Source organism: Flexibacter flexilis DSM 6793, from assembly GCF_900112255.1.
Classification (GTDB): Bacteria; Bacteroidota; Bacteroidia; order Cytophagales; family Flexibacteraceae; genus Flexibacter; species Flexibacter flexilis.
Genome location: NZ_FOLE01000006.1, coordinates 77,445 through 94,170 on the forward strand (window position 1 = coordinate 77,445; position 16,726 = coordinate 94,170).

The 16,726-nt window shown below is 43.0% G+C and carries 13 protein-coding genes; 3 read left to right on the forward strand and 10 right to left on the reverse strand.

The window, feature by feature from the left end; genetic code table 11:
* Positions 1-18 precede the first annotated feature (18 nt).
* From BM090_RS10690 to BM090_RS10720, 7 genes are all read right to left on the reverse strand, one after another.
* Entirely contained in the window at positions 19-813 is a 795-nt protein-coding gene (locus BM090_RS10690; protein WP_091512856.1) for a thymidylate synthase, read from the reverse strand.
* Positions 814-868: 55 nt separating this feature from the next.
* Complete coding sequence (locus BM090_RS10695; protein ID WP_091512286.1) at positions 869-1,654, reverse strand: YwqG family protein; 786 nt, start codon at positions 1,652-1,654, stop codon at positions 869-871.
* A 33-nt stretch (positions 1,655-1,687) separates the two neighbouring features.
* Entirely contained in the window at positions 1,688-2,452 is a 765-nt protein-coding gene (locus BM090_RS10700) for an alpha/beta fold hydrolase (protein WP_091512289.1), read from the reverse strand.
* A 10-nt stretch (positions 2,453-2,462) separates the two neighbouring features.
* Entirely contained in the window at positions 2,463-3,188 is a 726-nt protein-coding gene (locus BM090_RS10705) for an ABC transporter ATP-binding protein (RefSeq protein ID WP_091512293.1), read from the reverse strand.
* A 41-nt stretch (positions 3,189-3,229) separates the two neighbouring features.
* Entirely contained in the window at positions 3,230-4,084 is an 855-nt protein-coding gene (locus tag BM090_RS10710) for a serine hydrolase domain-containing protein (protein WP_245756714.1), read from the reverse strand.
* A 255-nt stretch (positions 4,085-4,339) separates the two neighbouring features.
* Positions 4,340-5,332: an acyltransferase family protein gene (locus tag BM090_RS10715; RefSeq protein WP_091512301.1), complete on the reverse strand. Its 993-nt coding sequence runs from the start codon at positions 5,330-5,332 to the stop codon at positions 4,340-4,342.
* Between the two features lie 105 nt (positions 5,333-5,437).
* Positions 5,438-7,561 (reverse strand): S9 family peptidase, encoded by a 2,124-nt coding sequence (locus BM090_RS10720; RefSeq protein ID WP_221405382.1) that lies wholly within the window; start codon positions 7,559-7,561, stop codon positions 5,438-5,440.
* Between the two features lie 252 nt (positions 7,562-7,813).
* Between BM090_RS10720 and BM090_RS10725 the strand changes: the two genes are divergently transcribed.
* The 3 genes from BM090_RS10725 (at position 7,814) to BM090_RS10735 (ending at position 10,462) form a co-directional block, all read left to right on the forward strand.
* Positions 7,814-8,704 (forward strand): Ppx/GppA phosphatase family protein, encoded by an 891-nt coding sequence (locus tag BM090_RS10725; RefSeq protein ID WP_091512308.1) that lies wholly within the window; start codon positions 7,814-7,816, stop codon positions 8,702-8,704.
* A gap of 140 nt (positions 8,705-8,844) precedes the next feature.
* On the forward strand, positions 8,845-9,507 hold the full coding sequence (locus BM090_RS10730; protein WP_091512312.1) for a hypothetical protein: 663 nt from the start codon (positions 8,845-8,847) through the stop codon (positions 9,505-9,507).
* Between the two features lie 208 nt (positions 9,508-9,715).
* A complete protein-coding gene (locus tag BM090_RS10735) occupies positions 9,716-10,462 on the forward strand; it encodes an acyl-CoA desaturase (protein WP_091512316.1) in 747 nt (248 codons plus the stop codon).
* A gap of 49 nt (positions 10,463-10,511) precedes the next feature.
* Here the strand turns inward: BM090_RS10735 and BM090_RS10740 are convergent, their stop codons facing one another.
* The 3 genes from BM090_RS10740 to rpoC all read right to left on the reverse strand — a co-directional run bounded on the left by BM090_RS10740 (position 10,512) and on the right by rpoC (position 16,639).
* A complete protein-coding gene (locus tag BM090_RS10740) occupies positions 10,512-11,630 on the reverse strand; it encodes a pyridoxal phosphate-dependent aminotransferase (protein WP_091512320.1) in 1,119 nt (372 codons plus the stop codon).
* Between the two features lie 224 nt (positions 11,631-11,854).
* Positions 11,855-12,166 (reverse strand): DUF3467 domain-containing protein, encoded by a 312-nt coding sequence (locus BM090_RS10745; RefSeq protein WP_091512323.1) that lies wholly within the window; start codon positions 12,164-12,166, stop codon positions 11,855-11,857.
* Positions 12,167-12,289: 123 nt separating this feature from the next.
* Positions 12,290-16,639, reverse strand: coding sequence for a DNA-directed RNA polymerase subunit beta' (gene rpoC / locus BM090_RS10750; RefSeq protein ID WP_091512327.1), 4,350 nt, complete (start codon positions 16,637-16,639; stop codon positions 12,290-12,292).
* Positions 16,640-16,726 lie beyond the last annotated feature (87 nt).

Consider the following 16,726-nt stretch of genomic DNA (forward strand, 5'->3'; position numbering starts at 1 on the left):
AATAAATCGCGGATAAAATTAGACTGCTACTGGAGCTTTTATGCTCGGATGTGGTTCGTAATCAAGTATTTGGAAATCTTCAAAAACAAAATCAAAGATTTCTTTCACATTCGCATTCATTTGCAAACGCGGCAAAGGCTTCGGCGTGCGCGTGAGTTGCAAACGTGTTTGTTCTAAGTGATTGGTGTACAAATGCGTGTCGCCTCCCGTCCAAATAAATTCGCCCACTTCTAGGCCACAAACCTGCGCCATCATGCAAGTAAGCAACGCATAAGACGCAATATTGAAAGGTACGCCCAAAAACACGTCGGCACTACGTTGGTACAATTGGCACGAAAGTTTGCCATTGGCCACATAAAACTGAAACAAAGCATGGCAAGGCGGCAATTTCATTTTGTTGATGTCGGCCACGTTCCAAGCACTCACAATCATTCGGCGCGAATCTGGGTTGGTGCGAATCGTGCGTACCACCTCTGTAATTTGGTCGATGGTTTGGCCATCCGCTCCCGCCCACGAACGCCATTGGTGTCCGTACACAGGGCCTAAGTTTCCGCTGGCATCTGCCCATTCGTCCCAAATGCTTACACCATTGTCTTTCAGGTATTTAATATTGGTATCGCCTTTCAAAAACCACAAAAGCTCATGAATAATGGATTTTGTATGTAATTTTTTGGTTGTCAAAAGAGGGAAACCTTCTTGTAAATCAAATCGCATTTGGTATCCAAACACACTCAAAGTTCCCGTTCCTGTGCGGTCTTCTTTGGCCGTACCATTGTCCAGAATATGATTGAGTAAATCGTGATATTGTTTCATAAAAAACTGAGCAACATTAAGTTGCAAATTCGTTATAATTTCTTGAATAAAAAAATCAGGCGCAATCCCAGTTGTAATATACACCCGTAAAATTGGCTGCTTTCAAATCTTCTGGTTTAATAAAAAAGTTAGCCACACCCATATCACCCCACATCAGGCCGATATTTCCGTCTGTATCTGCCTGAAACAAAAGCACATATTCTGCACTTTCTTCCGACTCATAACGCGGGTCTTCTTGCGCAAAATCTGGGTAGCCGCCTAACTTGTGGCCTGCTTGCTGCGCCAAATCTTTGTATTGTTGTTCGGCCTCGTCGGGGTCTTCAAACTTGTCCACAAAGTCATAAATACTTTCGCCGATAAGCTGCTCAAAATGACAATCTCCTGTACTTACTGGTGCTTCTTTTTGTTCAAAAGTAATGCGACTTTCTTTTTCTACAAAAACAGGTGCATCGGCAGGCAAAGTGGCCAATAATTTACCGCTATCTTGTTCTATTTCATTAAAATACAAAATCTTAAAGCCATTTTGGTCGGTACGATTATCAAAATTTAGCCCCAACAAATTATCTTTTGAGTCTATGAAAAACAACAAAATTCCTTTGCTCGGCCAGTCTGGCAATGCGGGCATTTCTTCCAAATTAATTTGCGCCACAAAAGCCAACGGCTGCCCTTCTGCATTGGTCGGGTAGGCTGCATCTACGGGCAAATAAGGCACACCCCCAAACTTGCTTTGAGTGGCCGAAGTGCTTGCTTCGGGCGTGGCTGTAATGTGTACAAATGGCCGTACAGATTGCTGTATCGCTTGCTCGTAGGCCGCAAAAATACTTGGAACTTGAATTGCCATGACTTTGTAAATATCTGAAAATGAAATTATTAATTATTCGTAAAGAAAAGGTTGCACAGCTTGTACAAATTCGGCAGGTTTTTCGGCTTGTACCCAGTGGCCTGCCCCTTCGATGGTTTTTAGCTCGCTATTTGGGAAAAGGTTCTGAATCAGAGCCAAATCTGCGTCTTTTATGTATTTTGAAAGCGCACCACGAACAAACAACGCAGGAATTTGCACAGGCGTTGGGCTGGTTTGGGTTACGCCAATTTCTTCAATTTTTTGGGTAATGAGCGGCAAATTTACGCGCCAAGCAAACTGTCCGTTTTCGTTGCGATACAAGTTTTTAAGTAAAAATTGTCGTACATCTGCTTCTTTGATGGCTGTTGCCATGGCTGCTTCCGCATCGTTGCGGCTGGTGATATTGGCCAAATCTACGGCGTGAAGTCCCGCCAAAACATCCTGATGATGAGGAGGATAAAGTTTTGGCGCAATGTCCACCACCACGATTTTGCGGGCAACATTTGGGTAAGTAATCGCAAATTGCATCACGGTTTTTCCGCCCATCGAATGGCCGATTAGTATCGGATTTTGGAGATTATGTTCTTGCAAAAACGCATACAAATCGTCGGCCATCGCCTTGTAAGTCCATTCGTCGCTGTGCGGCGAGCGGCCATGATTGCGCTGATCAACCAAAAATATTTGATGCCTGTCGCTTAAAACCTTAGAAATCGTGAGCCAGTTGTCGCCCGAACCAAACAAGCCGTGCAAAATAACAAGCGGCTGACCTTCGCCAATGGTTCTGTATGCTAATTTCATGTAAATCAGTTTATTGTGTTAGATGAAATGGATTGATTGCTTCCAACAATGCGGTGTGTTTGGCAATGTTTTGGGGCGTAATCGGTTCTATGCCCACTTCAAGGGCGGACAAATTTAGCAAAAAACCCTCCATCATACCCAAATACTGTATGTCGTGGGTAATACAAATTACGGTTTTGTCGTGGCGCGTCCAAGTGCGCATAAGTTCAAACACTTTTTTACGGTTATGCAAATCGAGGTGTTGCGTAGGCTCGTCGAGTAGGCAGACAGGTGTTTTTTGCATCATCATTTGCGCCAGCCAAACCATTTGTTGCTCACCGCCAGAGAGTTGCGTAAAATCTTTGTCTGCTAAATGGCTGATGTCTAGTTGCGCGAGCAGTTGTGCGGCTTCCGCGTGGTCGGTAGGGGAGTAGTCTTCCCAAAATGCTTTGCGTGCAAAAGCTCCCGCCAGTACCAAATCGGCAACCTTCACCGAAAAAACGACATTGTTTTTTTGTTCCAAAATGGCCACTTGCTGCGGTAAGTTGCTGATTTTCTGTATTTCTTGGCCGAGTAGTCGCAAACTTCCTGTATAGGAAAGGGCTTGACTCAGGATTTTAAAAAAAGTGGATTTGCCTGTGCCATTATGCCCCAACACCGCCAAAAATCGGGTTGGCGGACAACAAAACGACATGTTATCTAATACGGAACGTTGGCCATAGCCAGCCGTCAAATGTTGGGCTTCGAGGAGATTCAATTTTTATTTTTTTGATGGTCAATAACAAGTTAAAATATGGTTCAATATTGATTAGCCAACGAAGGTAGAATTTCCCACCAATTGGCATCGCCTTCACGTTTGCCCAAACGTACAATAACCACATTTTTAGCAGGATTTACGTAAATAAATTGTCCCAAAAAACCTTCGGCCATAAAATCGCCGTTGCGTGTCGGCAACCACCATTGATACTGATAATAAGCCGCGCTCCCGTTGCTTGTATCTATTTTTGTGGACTCTTGCACCCATTTTTCCGAAACAATTTGCTGCCCATTCCAACGGCCTTTATTCTGATACAATCGGCCAATTTTTGCAAAATCTCTTGCGCGTGCATTCAGGCAACAAAACGTTTTTTCTATGCCATTATTTTTCTTATCAATACTCCAAGAAGCGTCATATTCCATGCCCAATGGTGTCCAGATTTTTTCTTGTAAATACGCTGTAATTGTTTTGTTTTTTAAGGCTCTTTCCAGCACCAAGCCCAACAATTGTGTATTTCCACTTAGGTATTTAAATGTAGCTTTAGATTGATTATTTGTTTTCATTTTAGCGATTTTTTTGCGAAGATTTCGGCCATAATAAAAGCCCGCTGCATCCGAAAAAGGACTATAGTAACTTTCATTAAATTTTACGCCAGCGGTCATCTGAAGTAATTGTTTAATCGTTACTTTTTCCAATCCATTTTTCTTTAATTCTGGAATATAATTAGTAATAGGTTCGTCCACAGACTGAATCAGTTTGTCATCTATGGCACAGCCAATTAAAATGGATGTAACGGATTTGGCCATTGAAAATGAAGGAACTATGCTTTCTTGATTGTATTTACCAAAATATTTTTCGTATTGTATGGTATCGTTTTTAATAATCAGAAATGCCACTGTTTTTGTTTTTTTCAAAAATGTGTCAAAGCTAATTTCCTTTTGTTCCTTATTTTTTATGGAAACAGGAAATTTCCCTTTTTCTGCTTTAGCAAAAAAATACTTATGCGTGGAATCTGCTTGTAATTTTCTATTCGGAAATTTTTTATAGTCTCGAATATCCGCAAAATTATAAAAAACAAATCGCCCAATTTGGCAAGAACTAAGTAGGAATATAATAGGTAATATTTTAAATATATTTTTCATATATAAATATTATTTTGACGTATTGATATCACCATTAAGAATGGCAAATATTTTTGGCAAAAATTTATCTATCAGAATCGCAGTCGTAAGCATAAATCCGAAGCTATACGCAGGCAAAAACAATCTGATATAATCGGTAGAAACCACATCGAGCCAAGTCATTAGTTTTTGAACAAACCAGTAACCAATTAAATGATACAGATAAATGAACAGCGAATATTTTTGACCATAAATAGCACATTTATTTTCATTGGTTTGCACCAATAAACAAATATTAAATATGCCAATAGCTGCGAAAATAGTTCCGATAAGTGTTTGCGGTTGATAGGCCGAATATTTATACATTTTCTCAAAATAAAATGCCTCTCCATATTGTAAAAGAAAGCCCACGACAAAGACCACAATCCAAAGAGGCAGGCTTTTTTCAGGCAGTTTTTTATCCGACAAATAAAGCCCCATGTACATAAACGGAATGGAACTCAGAAATCGCGGCAACTGCTGATAAATCACGGTTTTGCCCGATATTAAATCATAAGCATCAGCGTACACCACCAACACAAGCAAGGCTAACGAAATGATTGGCAGTACTTTACTTTGGCCGATGGCGTACATGTACCAAATGAAAATGTAGGCCACAATCATCGATCCCACAAACCACAAATGTCCGTAAGTGCCTTTGACCAAAAGCGCAATATCATTAAACGAAATGGTAGGCGTAACTAAGTAACTATAAGCCATATACACCAGAGACGAGACAAAAAAGACGGAGAATAATTTCACCATGTTTTTTTCAATGCTTTGCATCGGCAATTTGTTGTCTGTCGTAATTTTTTTGCCCAAAAAATAGCCTGTTGCCATGAAAAAAAACGGCACAGCCCAACGCCCCGCAATTCGCACAATAGAGCCAACATCATGCCCCATACTGGGCAGCGGCGTATGCAAAGTCATTACGCAAAAAGCGGCGATAAATCGTACTAAATCAATGGTATAACTTCTTTTCATGTTTGTCTTGTTATTGAGTGTTATGGTGTAATCTTGGTTTCAAATTAGCAAAATATTTTAATAAAAATCCCCAACCTTCCGTAGAAAATTGGGGACTTGCGTTTTTTACAAATAATCTTCAAAATACTGGGTGATTTTCCGCATCAGGTGTAAGCGGTCGCGCCCTTGTACGTTGTGTTTGTGGCCAGGGTACACAAAATAATCGATGAGTTTGCCTGTTTCTACGGCTTTTTGCACGTATTTGAGGCTGTGTTGCCATACCACCACGTCGTCGTCTGTGCCATGAATCAGCATTAATTTACCTTTCAGATTGGGCACATATTCCAACAGATTATTGGTTTTGTAACCTTGTTCGTTGGTGGCTGGCGTATCCATGTAGCGTTCCGTGTACATAATTTCGTACATACGCCAGTCAATCACTGGGCCACCCGCTACGCCAACTTTGAAGGCGTTGGGCGTGCGTGTCATCAGGCTGGTAGTCATAAAACCGCCAAAACTCCAACCGTGTACGCCTACGCGCGAGCTATCCACGAAAGCCAAATTTTTCAAATATTTAAGGCCTGCGAGTTGGTCGGCCATTTCCGCCGTACCCAATTGCCTGAACGTAGCTTGCTCAAAAGCGCGGCCCCTGTGTTCCGAACCTCTATTGTCTATCGTAAACATCACGTAGCCTTGTTGCGCCATGTAGTGCATCCAAAGGTTTGCGCCTCCGAGCCAGTTGTTTGTAACCAACTGTGCGTGAGGGCCTCCGTAAACATACACCACGGCTTTGTATTTTTTGCCAGCTTCCAAATTGGGCGGTGTGATGAGGCGTGCGTTGAGCGGCGTGCCGTCTTGGGCTTGCAGTGTTACAAATTCAATTTTACCCAACGTAAAATCTTTGAGCGGGTTGGCCGCTTCCAACAAAAGACTTTGTTCTTTGCCCGATGAAGCCAATACGCTGATGCGGCGCGGCGTGCTTAAATTGCTGAAATTATCTAATACAAAATTACTTTTCTCGCTTACGCTCACATTGTGCGTGCCAGACGTTTGGGTTAGTTGCGCAAATTTGCCAGACACCGTAACACTGGCCAAATGGCGGTCTAAGCCCTGATTACCTGTGGTTTGCAAGAAAAGCTTTTCGCCTTTGGCATCAAATCCGAGTGTGGCCGTTACCTCAAAATTGCCTTTGGTGAGTTGCTTCAGTTGCTTGCCGTCGGTGTTGTACAAATACAAATGGCTGAAACCGTCGCGGTCGGACTGCCAAATAAATTGGTTTGCATTGTTGGGTAAAAACAAAAGTTCATGCTCAGGTTCTACGTATTTATCGTGTTTTTCTTCAAACAAAGTTTTCAAGAATTTGCCCGTAGCCACGTCGTACTGATTGAGTTTGAGGTGGTTTTGGTCACGATTTAGCACCGCGATATAAATTGATTTCTCGTCAGGACTCCACGTAATGTTGGTTAAATATTGTTCGGCAGGCTCGCCCGTTTGCAAAAACACGGTTGTTTTTTTCTTCAAATCAAAAACGCCTACAGTGGCATGGTGGCTTTTGTCGCCCGCCATCGGATATTTGATAAGATTGGCTTCGGCAGGAATCGGCGTAGTATTCACGAGCGGATAATCCGTTACCATTGTTTGGTCTAAACGATAGAAAGCCAATAAGTTAGCTTTCGGCGACCAAAACGTTCCTTTTGTAATGCCGAACTCGTTGCGGTGTGCGGCCTGTCCGTTTACTATAGCTTTGTTTGGTTCGTTGGTTACTTGTATTTGCTCTGTGCCAATGGCCACAAACAAGTTTTGGGCGCGAGTGTAAGCAATGTACTGGTTGTTTTCGGCTACGTCTGCGTTGTCGGCGTCGTCGGGCAGTGTACTAAAAACGGTCGCTTTTTGGCTGGCCACATCGTAGTAATAATAATCGTTGCCTGCGGCGTACCATGCTTTTTGCTCCGAAATCCAACTAAAAAACGGCAAACGTTTCGGCGCGTTGGGTAGGGCAGAGGCTTTGGCCAACGTGTCGCGGTGCGTGCTGGCGGCTGTACCTTTGAGTAAATATTCTGTTTTGCCAAATGGCGCAGCGTAGCTAAACGCATCAGAGGCTTTTATCCATTGCAATTGGCGCAAGTTGGCGGGTGCAAGTTGCGGATTGAGCATGGCATCTTCTATGCTGAGGGTTTTGGTTTGGGCGGTGGCCTCAAGGCTTACACAACCCAACGCCAACAATGCCCCCAAAGTAATTTTGTTCATCATATCGCTTTGATTCAAATGTATAGAAACGAACTGCAAAGTAAATCGTTTGGTTTATATCGCGTTGTGTTTTGTGATAAAAGGCTTTTGTATGCGCGTTTTTGAGAAAGAGCCAACAAAAGGGCTGTGTAATATTTTTTTCATAAAAAGAACCCTCTTTTTAGCGATTTGTAAATACTGTGCCTTGTTTTTTGTAAACTTGCATAACAATTTAATCTACTGGTTATTTTTTTTCAACTATATCTGTTATCCACTTTGAAACTTGCTGTTGTAGATATTGGCTCTAATGCCATCAGAATGCAGATTTCTAACGTAGTGCTGTACGAAGGTAAATTCACGGTCAAAAAGTTAGAGTATGTGCGCTTTCCGCTTCGTTTGGGCAAAGATGTTTTTGATAAAGGCGCGATTACGCCCGCACTCGAAGCCAAATTTGTGAAGCTCATGCAGGCGTTTAAGTTGCTCATAGAGCTTTACGAAGTAGAAGACTACAAGATTTGTGCAACTTCCGCGCTGCGCGAGTCCTCGAATGGCCGCGACATCGTGGCACACGTGCGCGACAACGTAGGGTTGAGCATTGACGTAATAGACGGCCAAGCCGAAGCCGACCTTATCAACAAAGCCATTGTTAAATATTTGGACGAAAAACCCTACTTACACATCGACGTTGGCGGCGGCAGTACGGAACTAAATATTTATAAAAATCATGAAAAAATTGCGTCTGAATCGTTCCCGATGGGTTCGGTAAGGCTCATGAACAGCTACACTGCCCCTGAAATTTGGCAAAATATCGAAGATTGGGTGCAGCAACATATTTCGGCGGATATGCACTACATTACGGCGGTTGGTACAGGCGGCAACATCAACAAGATTTATGAGCTGGCCAACAAGAAAAATAAAAAGGCCAAAACCATGACGTTGGCGGAAGTGGAGCAAGTACAAGGCATGATTAGCAAACTTTCGATGGATGAGCGTATCAATAACCTGATGCTCAATCCCGACCGCGCCGACGTGATTGTTCCTGCTGCCGAGATTTATTTGCACGTTATGCGCCGCGCCAAAGCCAAGAAAATCATTGTGCCAGACGTAGGTCTCAAAGACGGCATGATTGAAGTTTTGTTCGAGAAAAACAAACATAAATTGCTGTAAATAAATGAAATGCACTTGCAAACCGCAGGTGCATTTTTCGTTTTATTCAAAATAAAAATTAACTTGCATTAACTTAGTTTTTACCTAATCTCCTTCTCGTTAACATACATTTTACTTATTCTATTAAAACTTATTATTCCATGAAAAAGGTATGCTTATTGGCTTCAAGTCTTTTGCTTGCCACTCAAACACTCACTTTTGCGCAAAATTCCGTAGAAGTGAGCACTCCAACCGCCAAACCCAAACACGAAATTGCCTTTGATTTGGGTGCTTTCACTACGCCAATCATGTCCAAAAACTACTACGGCGTAAACTTTGATATTCAGTATTACCCCAAACAAAAATGGGCTACTGGCGTTTCATTTTCGGTAGCACAACACAAAATCAGCAATCCTGCGGGCTATTCCGCCCAAAAACCCGTGTTAGGTTATTACGAAATCGCGTGGGCAAACCAATACGATTTGGTGCAGAAAGATAAATTTAGGTTAGGCTTTAATCTTAATAACGGTGTAGTCGTTGGCCGACTCGGCGATAATGCAAATCAAGAAAAATACTGGACACAATACGGTTACAGCAAGTCCCCCAAAAAGGTAGCGGCAAATTACTTTTATATGTTAGCAGCAGGGCTTGAGGCCGCTGTGAAAGTATATTCGCATAATCATTATCCCGATGTTTATGTTACCTCTAAGGCGCAATATCGCTGGACGTTCGGGGATGCTCGTTTCGGGACAGCTCGCGATTTTTCGGGCTATTATGTCGGAGTCGGAGTTGCTTTAATAGGATTTACGGATGACGAAAAGTGATTTCATTTATAATACACAGATTGTCAATCCTTAGTATGCCTATACTAAGGATTTTTTACTTCCCAAAAACTCAACAAAAAGGCTGTAAATACATCAAGGCGCGGCGTGATATTTGTCATTCGGGTAGCCATTTTGCACTGATATTTTTGTAGAGCTTAAGAATGGAAAAAGCATCTTTTTAGTAAATTATCTAATAACACTACCCTACATGATTATTCTTATTTTCTTCGTCGCACACTGGTACTTATCCCTTTTCGCGCAAACATTCTTTTTACATCGTTACGCTGCCCATCAGATGTTTACGATGTCGCCTACTGCCGAAAAGGTCTTCTATGTACTGACTTATTTATTTCAAGGCTCATCTTTCTTGAGTCCGAAGGCTTACGGCATTATGCACCGTCTGCACCACGCTTACGCAGACACCGAAAAAGATCCACATTCACCAAGCTACTCAGACAATTTGTTTGATATGATGTGGAAAACGAAAAACCGTTACAACGACATTCTCAACGACCGCGCCGACATCGAGCCAAAGTTCAAAAAGAATGTGCCTTATTGGGCTCCAATTGAGAAATTGGGTGATTTGTGGATTTCGCGTTTGGCTTGGGGAACAGCGTATACACTTTTTTACATTTACTTTGCTACCGAATGGTGGATGTTTTTGCTTTTGCCAATCCATTTCCTAATGGGGCCTGTACACGGTGCTATTATCAACTGGTACGCACACAAATACGGCTACATCAATTTCAAAGTAAACGATACAGCTAAAAATTTGCTTCCGTTCGACTTTTTGATGATGGGCGAATCTTACCACAACAACCACCACAAATTGGGTGGTCGTGCTAATTTTGGTATTCGTTGGCATGAATTTGACCCAACTTATCCTATTATCTTAATCCTGAATTGGACGCACGTAATTAAGCTCAAACTCAATAATGACTTGAACTATATGTAAAATAAAAAAGCCTCTTGCAATCACGTAAGAGGCTTTTTTATGCGTTTTTTTATGCTGTTTGTTTGGGTTTGAGTTCCAACAACGCATTTTTGATGCGGTTCAGACCTTCGAGCATTTGCTCTTTTTCGAGCACCAACGAAATACGCAAACAACGCGGTTCGCCAAACATATCGCCCGCAAATACCTGTACGCCAGCCTCTATGTACAAATACGCTACCATGGTGGCGGCACTGTCCACGTTGCGGCCTTTGGGCGAAACCGTCCCGAAATACGCCGACACGTCAGGGAACAAGTAATACGCGCCTTGCGGTTTGGGACAAGCGATATTCGGAACTGTGTTCATTAGCTCGGCGGCCAACGTTACTTTTTCATCTAATTCGGCCAGCAGCGGCGGCAAATAATTATCGCGCTGACGCAATGCTTCTAAGGCCGCTTTTTGCGTAAAAATACTCACGCCCGAAAGTGTAACTTGCTGATATTCGCGGAATGTCAGAATCAAATTTTCGGCAGCCACGATGTAGCCCACGCGCCACCCCGACATACTAAAAGCCTTTGAAAATCCGCTTACCGTAATGAGGCGGTCGGCAATGGATTGCCACGTTTCCAAACTTCTAAAATCTTTGGAATAGTTGATGTATTCGTAAATTTCGTCTGAAAGCACATACACGTGCGGGTTTTTCTCCAAAACTGCCACAATTGCATCTATTTCAGCTTCATTATACACCCTGCCACTGGGGTTGCAAGGATTATTAAAAATAAAAAGTCGGGTTTTGGGAGTAATGAGTTTTTCCAGTTGCTTGGGGTGCAGCGTATAATTGTCGGCGGCGTGCGTTGGCAAGGTAACTAACTTACCTCCAGCACGTTCCACGAGGCTCGGAAATGCAAACCAATACGGCGCAGGCAAAATTACCTCATCGTCTGGGCTTAATATATTGGTCAGGACATTAAAAACTGCCTGCCGCACACCAGCCGTTACCATCACATTTTGCGGGCCAATCGTGGCCTGATTCGGGGCATAATGTGCCGCAATGGCTTCGCGTAATTCATAAATCCCCTCTACTGGCGAGTATTGGGTTAGGCCTTGTTCGATGGCTTCTATTCCTGCACGGATAATAGGCGGATACGTTTTGCCCGAAAGCTCGCCCAAAGTCATTACGATGGTTTGCATTACAACAATGTTTTCTTACTAAAAAATAATATTCTTTTGGTATAACAGGTATAGTCGGTAATTGGTGTGCCTAAAATACAAGGTTTCTTGGGCATATACATTTTTTTTCTTCTCACAAAGCAAATATTTTTCCTGTATATTTTTTTGATAGCAAAATAAAAGGCTGATACTTTGCAGTGTTACAAAATATCAGCCTTTTAAAAATAAAGTTCTTTTTTCAAATTTTAGGCTTGCCCCATCGTGCCGCCAAAATTGAAAGGAATGTTTGTTTTGCCTTCTTGAATACCGCCAAAAGCCTGTTCGTAACGCTCTATGTTTTCGGCCAAAGCAGCCAAAAGGCGGCGTGCGTGTTCGGGTGTCATCACGATACGAGATTTTACTTTTGCTTTGGGTACACCAGGCATCATGCGGATAAAATCAAATACAAATTCTGTATTTGAATGCGCAATCAGTACCAAGTTAGAATAAATTCCTTCTGCAATCTCTTCTGGAAGTTCAATGTTTAACTGATTCTCAGGATTTGGTTCGTTTGCCATAACTGTAGGTTTTTAAAATTTCTAAGGTTGTAAAGTTACAATAAAAAAATAGAACTAATCAAAATACCAATGTGGTAAGCTGATTAGTTCTATTCTTATTTTTTAGCAAAAACTAATAGTTGATTATAAGTTTTGTGCTTCTTTTTTAGAACGACGTGAGCCAGAAGATGGAGCCGATGCCGACGCTTCCGCAGCCGCCATTCTTTCGTATTCTTCTTTCGAGCCAACGATAATGTTGGTAAACTCGCGCTGACCTGTACCCGCAGGGATCAAGTGTCCTACGATTACGTTTTCTTTCAGACCAAGCAAGTAATCCACTTTACCACGAATCGAGGCTTCGCTCAATACTTTGGTTGTCTCTTGGAACGAAGCAGCCGAAATAAAGCTTTCCGTACCCAATGAGGCTTGTGTGATACCTTGCAAAATCGGACGAGAAACCGCAGGGTCTGCATCACGCACTTGTACTAGTTTCAAATCGCGGCGTTTTAGGCTTGAGTTTTCGTCGCGTAGGCGTCGAGCTGTTACGATTTGGCCAGGCTTGAAGTTTTCCGAGTCGCCAGCGTCCGTAACCACTTTTTTGCCGATAATTTCATCGTTTTCGTTACGGAACGTGAATTTATCTACGATTTGATTTTGCAAGAAGTTAGTATCACCTCCATCGAGGATATCCACTTTTTGCATCATTTGGCGCACGATACACTCGATGTGTTTATCGTTGATTTTTACCCCTTGTACGCGGTAAACCTCTTGGATTTCGTTCACCAAATATTCTTGTACCGAAGTCGGCCCTTTGATAGCCAAGATGTCTGAAGGCGTAATCGCACCGTCCGACAATGGCATACCAGCACGCACGAAGTCGTTGTCCTGTACCAAGATGTGTTTAGAAAGTGGCACAAGATATTTCTTCTTCACGCCGTCTTTCGACTCAATGAATACCTCACGGTTACCGCGTTTGATACCGCCATAAGTAACTACACCGTCAATCTCCGACACAACGGCAGGATTTGAAGGGTTACGGGCTTCGAACAATTCGGTTACACGAGGCAAACCACCCGTAATATCGCGTGTTTTACCAACAGCGCGAGGGATTTTGGTAAGGATTTGACCTTGTTTAATCAAAACGCCATCTTCTACGGCCAAGTGGGCTCCCACAGGTAAGCTATATACTTTCACTTCGCCATTGCGACCTTCCACGCGGATAGCAGGGTTTTTCGCTTTGTCTTTTGTTTCAATAATAACTTTCTCACGGTGACCTGTTTGGTCGTCAAACTCTTCTTTGTAAGTAATGTTTTCTTCAATCGAATCAAAGAATACTTTACCTTCAAATTCAGACAAGATAACGGCGTTGTATGGATCCCAATAGCACATTTCGTCGCCTTTTGTTACTTTTTGGCCTTCTTTTACTTTCAAGAAAGAGCCGTAAGGCGCAAGGTTACTAATCAATACTTTTTGAGTTCCTTCTTCTACAATCTTGATTTCACCCGAACGACCCATTACTACATCTACTTCGTTGCCGTCGTTAGTTACAGTCGGGATAGTACGAATTTCGTCGTATTGTACGATACCATCAAATTTAGCTCTTACACTTGCCTCTACCGCGATGTTAGAAGCCGTACCACCCACGTGGAAGGTACGAAGTGTAAGCTGTGTACCAGGTTCACCGATAGACTGAGCTGCAATTACCCCTACCGATTCGCCTTTTTGTACCATGCGGCCTGTAGCCAAGTTACGTCCGTAACATTTAGCACACACACCACGACGCGACTCACAAGTCAATACCGAACGAATCTCTACTTCTTCAATGCTTGTCGCATCAATCGCCGCAGCAATATCTTCTGTAATTTCTTGACCAGCAGACAATAACAATTCGTTAGTGCGTGGGTCGTACACGTCGTGTACGGATACGCGACCCAAAATACGTTCAGACAAAGGTTCTACGATGTCTTCGTTGTCTTTGAGGGCAGTAACTGCCAAACCGCGCAACGTACCGCAATCCACTTCATTAATAATTACGTCTTGTGCCACGTCCACCAAACGACGAGTCAAATAACCCGCATCGGCAGTTTTAAGAGCCGTATCGGCCAGACCTTTACGCGCACCGTGTGTAGAAATGAAGTACTCCAACACGTCCAAACCTTCTTTAAAGTTCGAAAGAATTGGGTTTTCGATGATTTCACCTACCGAACCTTGTAAGTTCTTTTGAGGTTTAGCCATCAAACCACGCATACCACCCAACTGACGGATTTGTTCGCGAGAACCACGTGCGCCAGAGTGCATCATCATGTAAATTGAGTTAAAGCCCTGTTCGTCTTCTTCCAGTTCTTTCATCAAAATACCTGTGATTTCCGAAGTGATACGAGTCCAAATATCAATGATTTGGTTATAACGTTCGTTATCGGTAATAAGACCCATTTGGTAGTTTTGCCAAACCACTTCCACTTCTTCTTTCGCTTTGGCGATGAGTGTGTGTTTGTTGTCTGGAATTTTCACATCGTCCAAGCCGATAGACAAACCACCTTTGAAGGCCATCTTGAAACCAAGTTCTTTGATGTCGTCCAAGAATTGGGCGGCGCGAGCCATACCCGAAGTTTTGAACACCAAAGAGATGATTTTTTGAAGTTCTTTCTTACTCAAAAGCGTGTTTACATAACCAACTTCCGCAGGAACGAATTGGTTGAAAAGCACACGACCCGCTACAGTTTCTACGAGTTTCGGTACTAATTCGCCTTTTTCGTTTTTCACTGTCGTACGCACTTTAATAAAGGCGTGTTTCGACAAGCGACCTTCGTTGATGGCAATGATAACTTCTTCTGCCGAATAGAACGACATATCTTCACCCAAAATCGGGTGTTTAGGCGTGCTACGACGGCCTTTAGTTACATAGTACAAGCCCAAAACCATGTCTTGAGAAGGTACCGTAATAGGCGCACCGTTAGCAGGGTTCAAGATGTTGTGCGCAGCCAACATCAACATAGAGGCTTCCAAAATGGCTTCGTGGCCGAGTGGCACGTGAACCGCCATTTGGTCACCGTCAAAGTCGGCGTTGAAGGCCGTACACACTAACGGGTGCAATTGGATAGCTTTTCCTTCGATTAGTTTTGGTTGGAAAGCCTGAATACCCAAACGGTGAAGCGTAGGGGCACGGTTCAAAAGAACAGGGTGTCCTTTCAATACGTTTTCCAAAATATCCCAAACTACAGGGTCTTTTCTATCTACAATTTTCTTGGCTGATTTTACCGTTTTCACGATACCTCTTTCAATCAGCTTGCGAATAATAAACGGCTTAAACAATTCTGCCGCCATATCTTTAGGCAAACCGCACTCATGCAATTTGAGCTCAGGACCTACCACAATAACCGAACGGCCAGAGTAGTCCACACGTTTACCCAACAAGTTTTGACGGAAACGGCCTTGTTTACCTTTCAACATATCCGAAAGGGATTTGAGGGCGCGGTTACCTTCGGCACGAACGGCGTTTACTTTGCGTGAGTTATCAAACAAAGAGTCCACAGCCTCTTGCAACATACGCTTTTCGTTACGCAAAATCACCTCAGGAGCTTTAATCTCGATAAGGCGTTTTAGGCGGTTGTTACGAATAATTACGCGACGGTACAAGTCGTTAAGGTCAGAAGTAGCAAAACGGCCACCGTCCAAAGGTACAAGTGGGCGCAATTCTGGCGGAATAACAGGCACCATACGGATAATCATCCATTCTGGTTTGTTAGGCACACCACGCGATTCCGCTTCACGGAATGCTTCTACTACTTTTAAGCGTTTGAGGGCTTCGGCTTTGCGTTGCTGCGACGTATCGGTAGCGGCAGAGTGACGAAGCGAGTAAGAAAGGTCATCAAGATTAGTGCGGCCAAGCAAAATCATCAAAGCCTCTGCGCCCATCTTAGCGAGGAATTTATTAGGGTCTTCGTCGTCGAGCATTTGGTTTTCGCGCGGCAACTTGTCCATAATATCCAAGTATTCATCTTCGCTGATAAGGTCTAAGGCCTTTGTTCCTGCTCCGCTTCCTTGTTCAGCCCAAATACCTGGCTGAATCACGACAAAGCGTTCATAATAAACAACTTGGTCGAGTTTTTTGGTTGGCATACCCAACAGGTAGCCTATTTTGTTAGGCAACGATTTGAAGTACCAGATATGCGCCACAGGAACCACCAATTCGATGTGTCCCATGCGTTCACGGCGTACTTTCTTTTCGGTTACTTCCACGCCGCAGTGGTCGCAAACAATACCCTTATAACGAATACGTTTGTATTTACCACAGTGACATTCCCAATCTTTTACAGGACCAAAGATACGCTCACAAAACAGACCATCTGTTTCGGGCTTATAGGTGCGGTAATTGATGGTTTCGGGCTGCCTTACTTCGCCCCTTGAATTCGCCAAAATAGACTCTGGCGAAGCCAAGCTAATCGTAACTTTTGAAAAGTCTTGACTTGGCTTGTTGTTTTTTCTGAATGCCATAATTTAGGAACAGTGTTTACACATTACAGATACAGTGTCCACGTTATATTTACAATTTCAACACAAAACAAAAAAGACCTGTTAAAA

What these genes read in the sequence shown, in the direction of transcription:
- BM090_RS10690 (WP_091512856.1), bottom strand. Translation starts at nt 813, where the DNA reads ATGAAACAATATCACGATTTACTCAATCATATTCTGGACAATGGTACG.
- BM090_RS10695 (WP_091512286.1), bottom strand. Translation starts at nt 1,654, where the DNA reads ATGGCAATTCAAGTTCCAAGTATTTTTGCGGCCTACGAGCAAGCGATA.
- BM090_RS10700 (WP_091512289.1), bottom strand. Translation starts at nt 2,452, where the DNA reads ATGAAATTAGCATACAGAACCATTGGCGAAGGTCAGCCGCTTGTTATT.
- BM090_RS10715 (WP_091512301.1), bottom strand. Translation starts at nt 5,332, where the DNA reads ATGAAAAGAAGTTATACCATTGATTTAGTACGATTTATCGCCGCTTTT.
- BM090_RS10720 (WP_221405382.1), bottom strand. Translation starts at nt 7,561, where the DNA reads ATGATGAACAAAATTACTTTGGGGGCATTGTTGGCGTTGGGTTGTGTA.
- BM090_RS10730 (WP_091512312.1), top strand. Translation starts at nt 8,845, where the DNA reads ATGAAAAAGGTATGCTTATTGGCTTCAAGTCTTTTGCTTGCCACTCAA.
- BM090_RS10735 (WP_091512316.1), top strand. Translation starts at nt 9,716, where the DNA reads ATGATTATTCTTATTTTCTTCGTCGCACACTGGTACTTATCCCTTTTC.
- BM090_RS10740 (WP_091512320.1), bottom strand. Translation starts at nt 11,630, where the DNA reads ATGCAAACCATCGTAATGACTTTGGGCGAGCTTTCGGGCAAAACGTAT.
- BM090_RS10745 (WP_091512323.1), bottom strand. Translation starts at nt 12,166, where the DNA reads ATGGCAAACGAACCAAATCCTGAGAATCAGTTAAACATTGAACTTCCA.
- rpoC (WP_091512327.1), bottom strand. Translation starts at nt 16,639, where the DNA reads ATGGCATTCAGAAAAAACAACAAGCCAAGTCAAGACTTTTCAAAAGTT.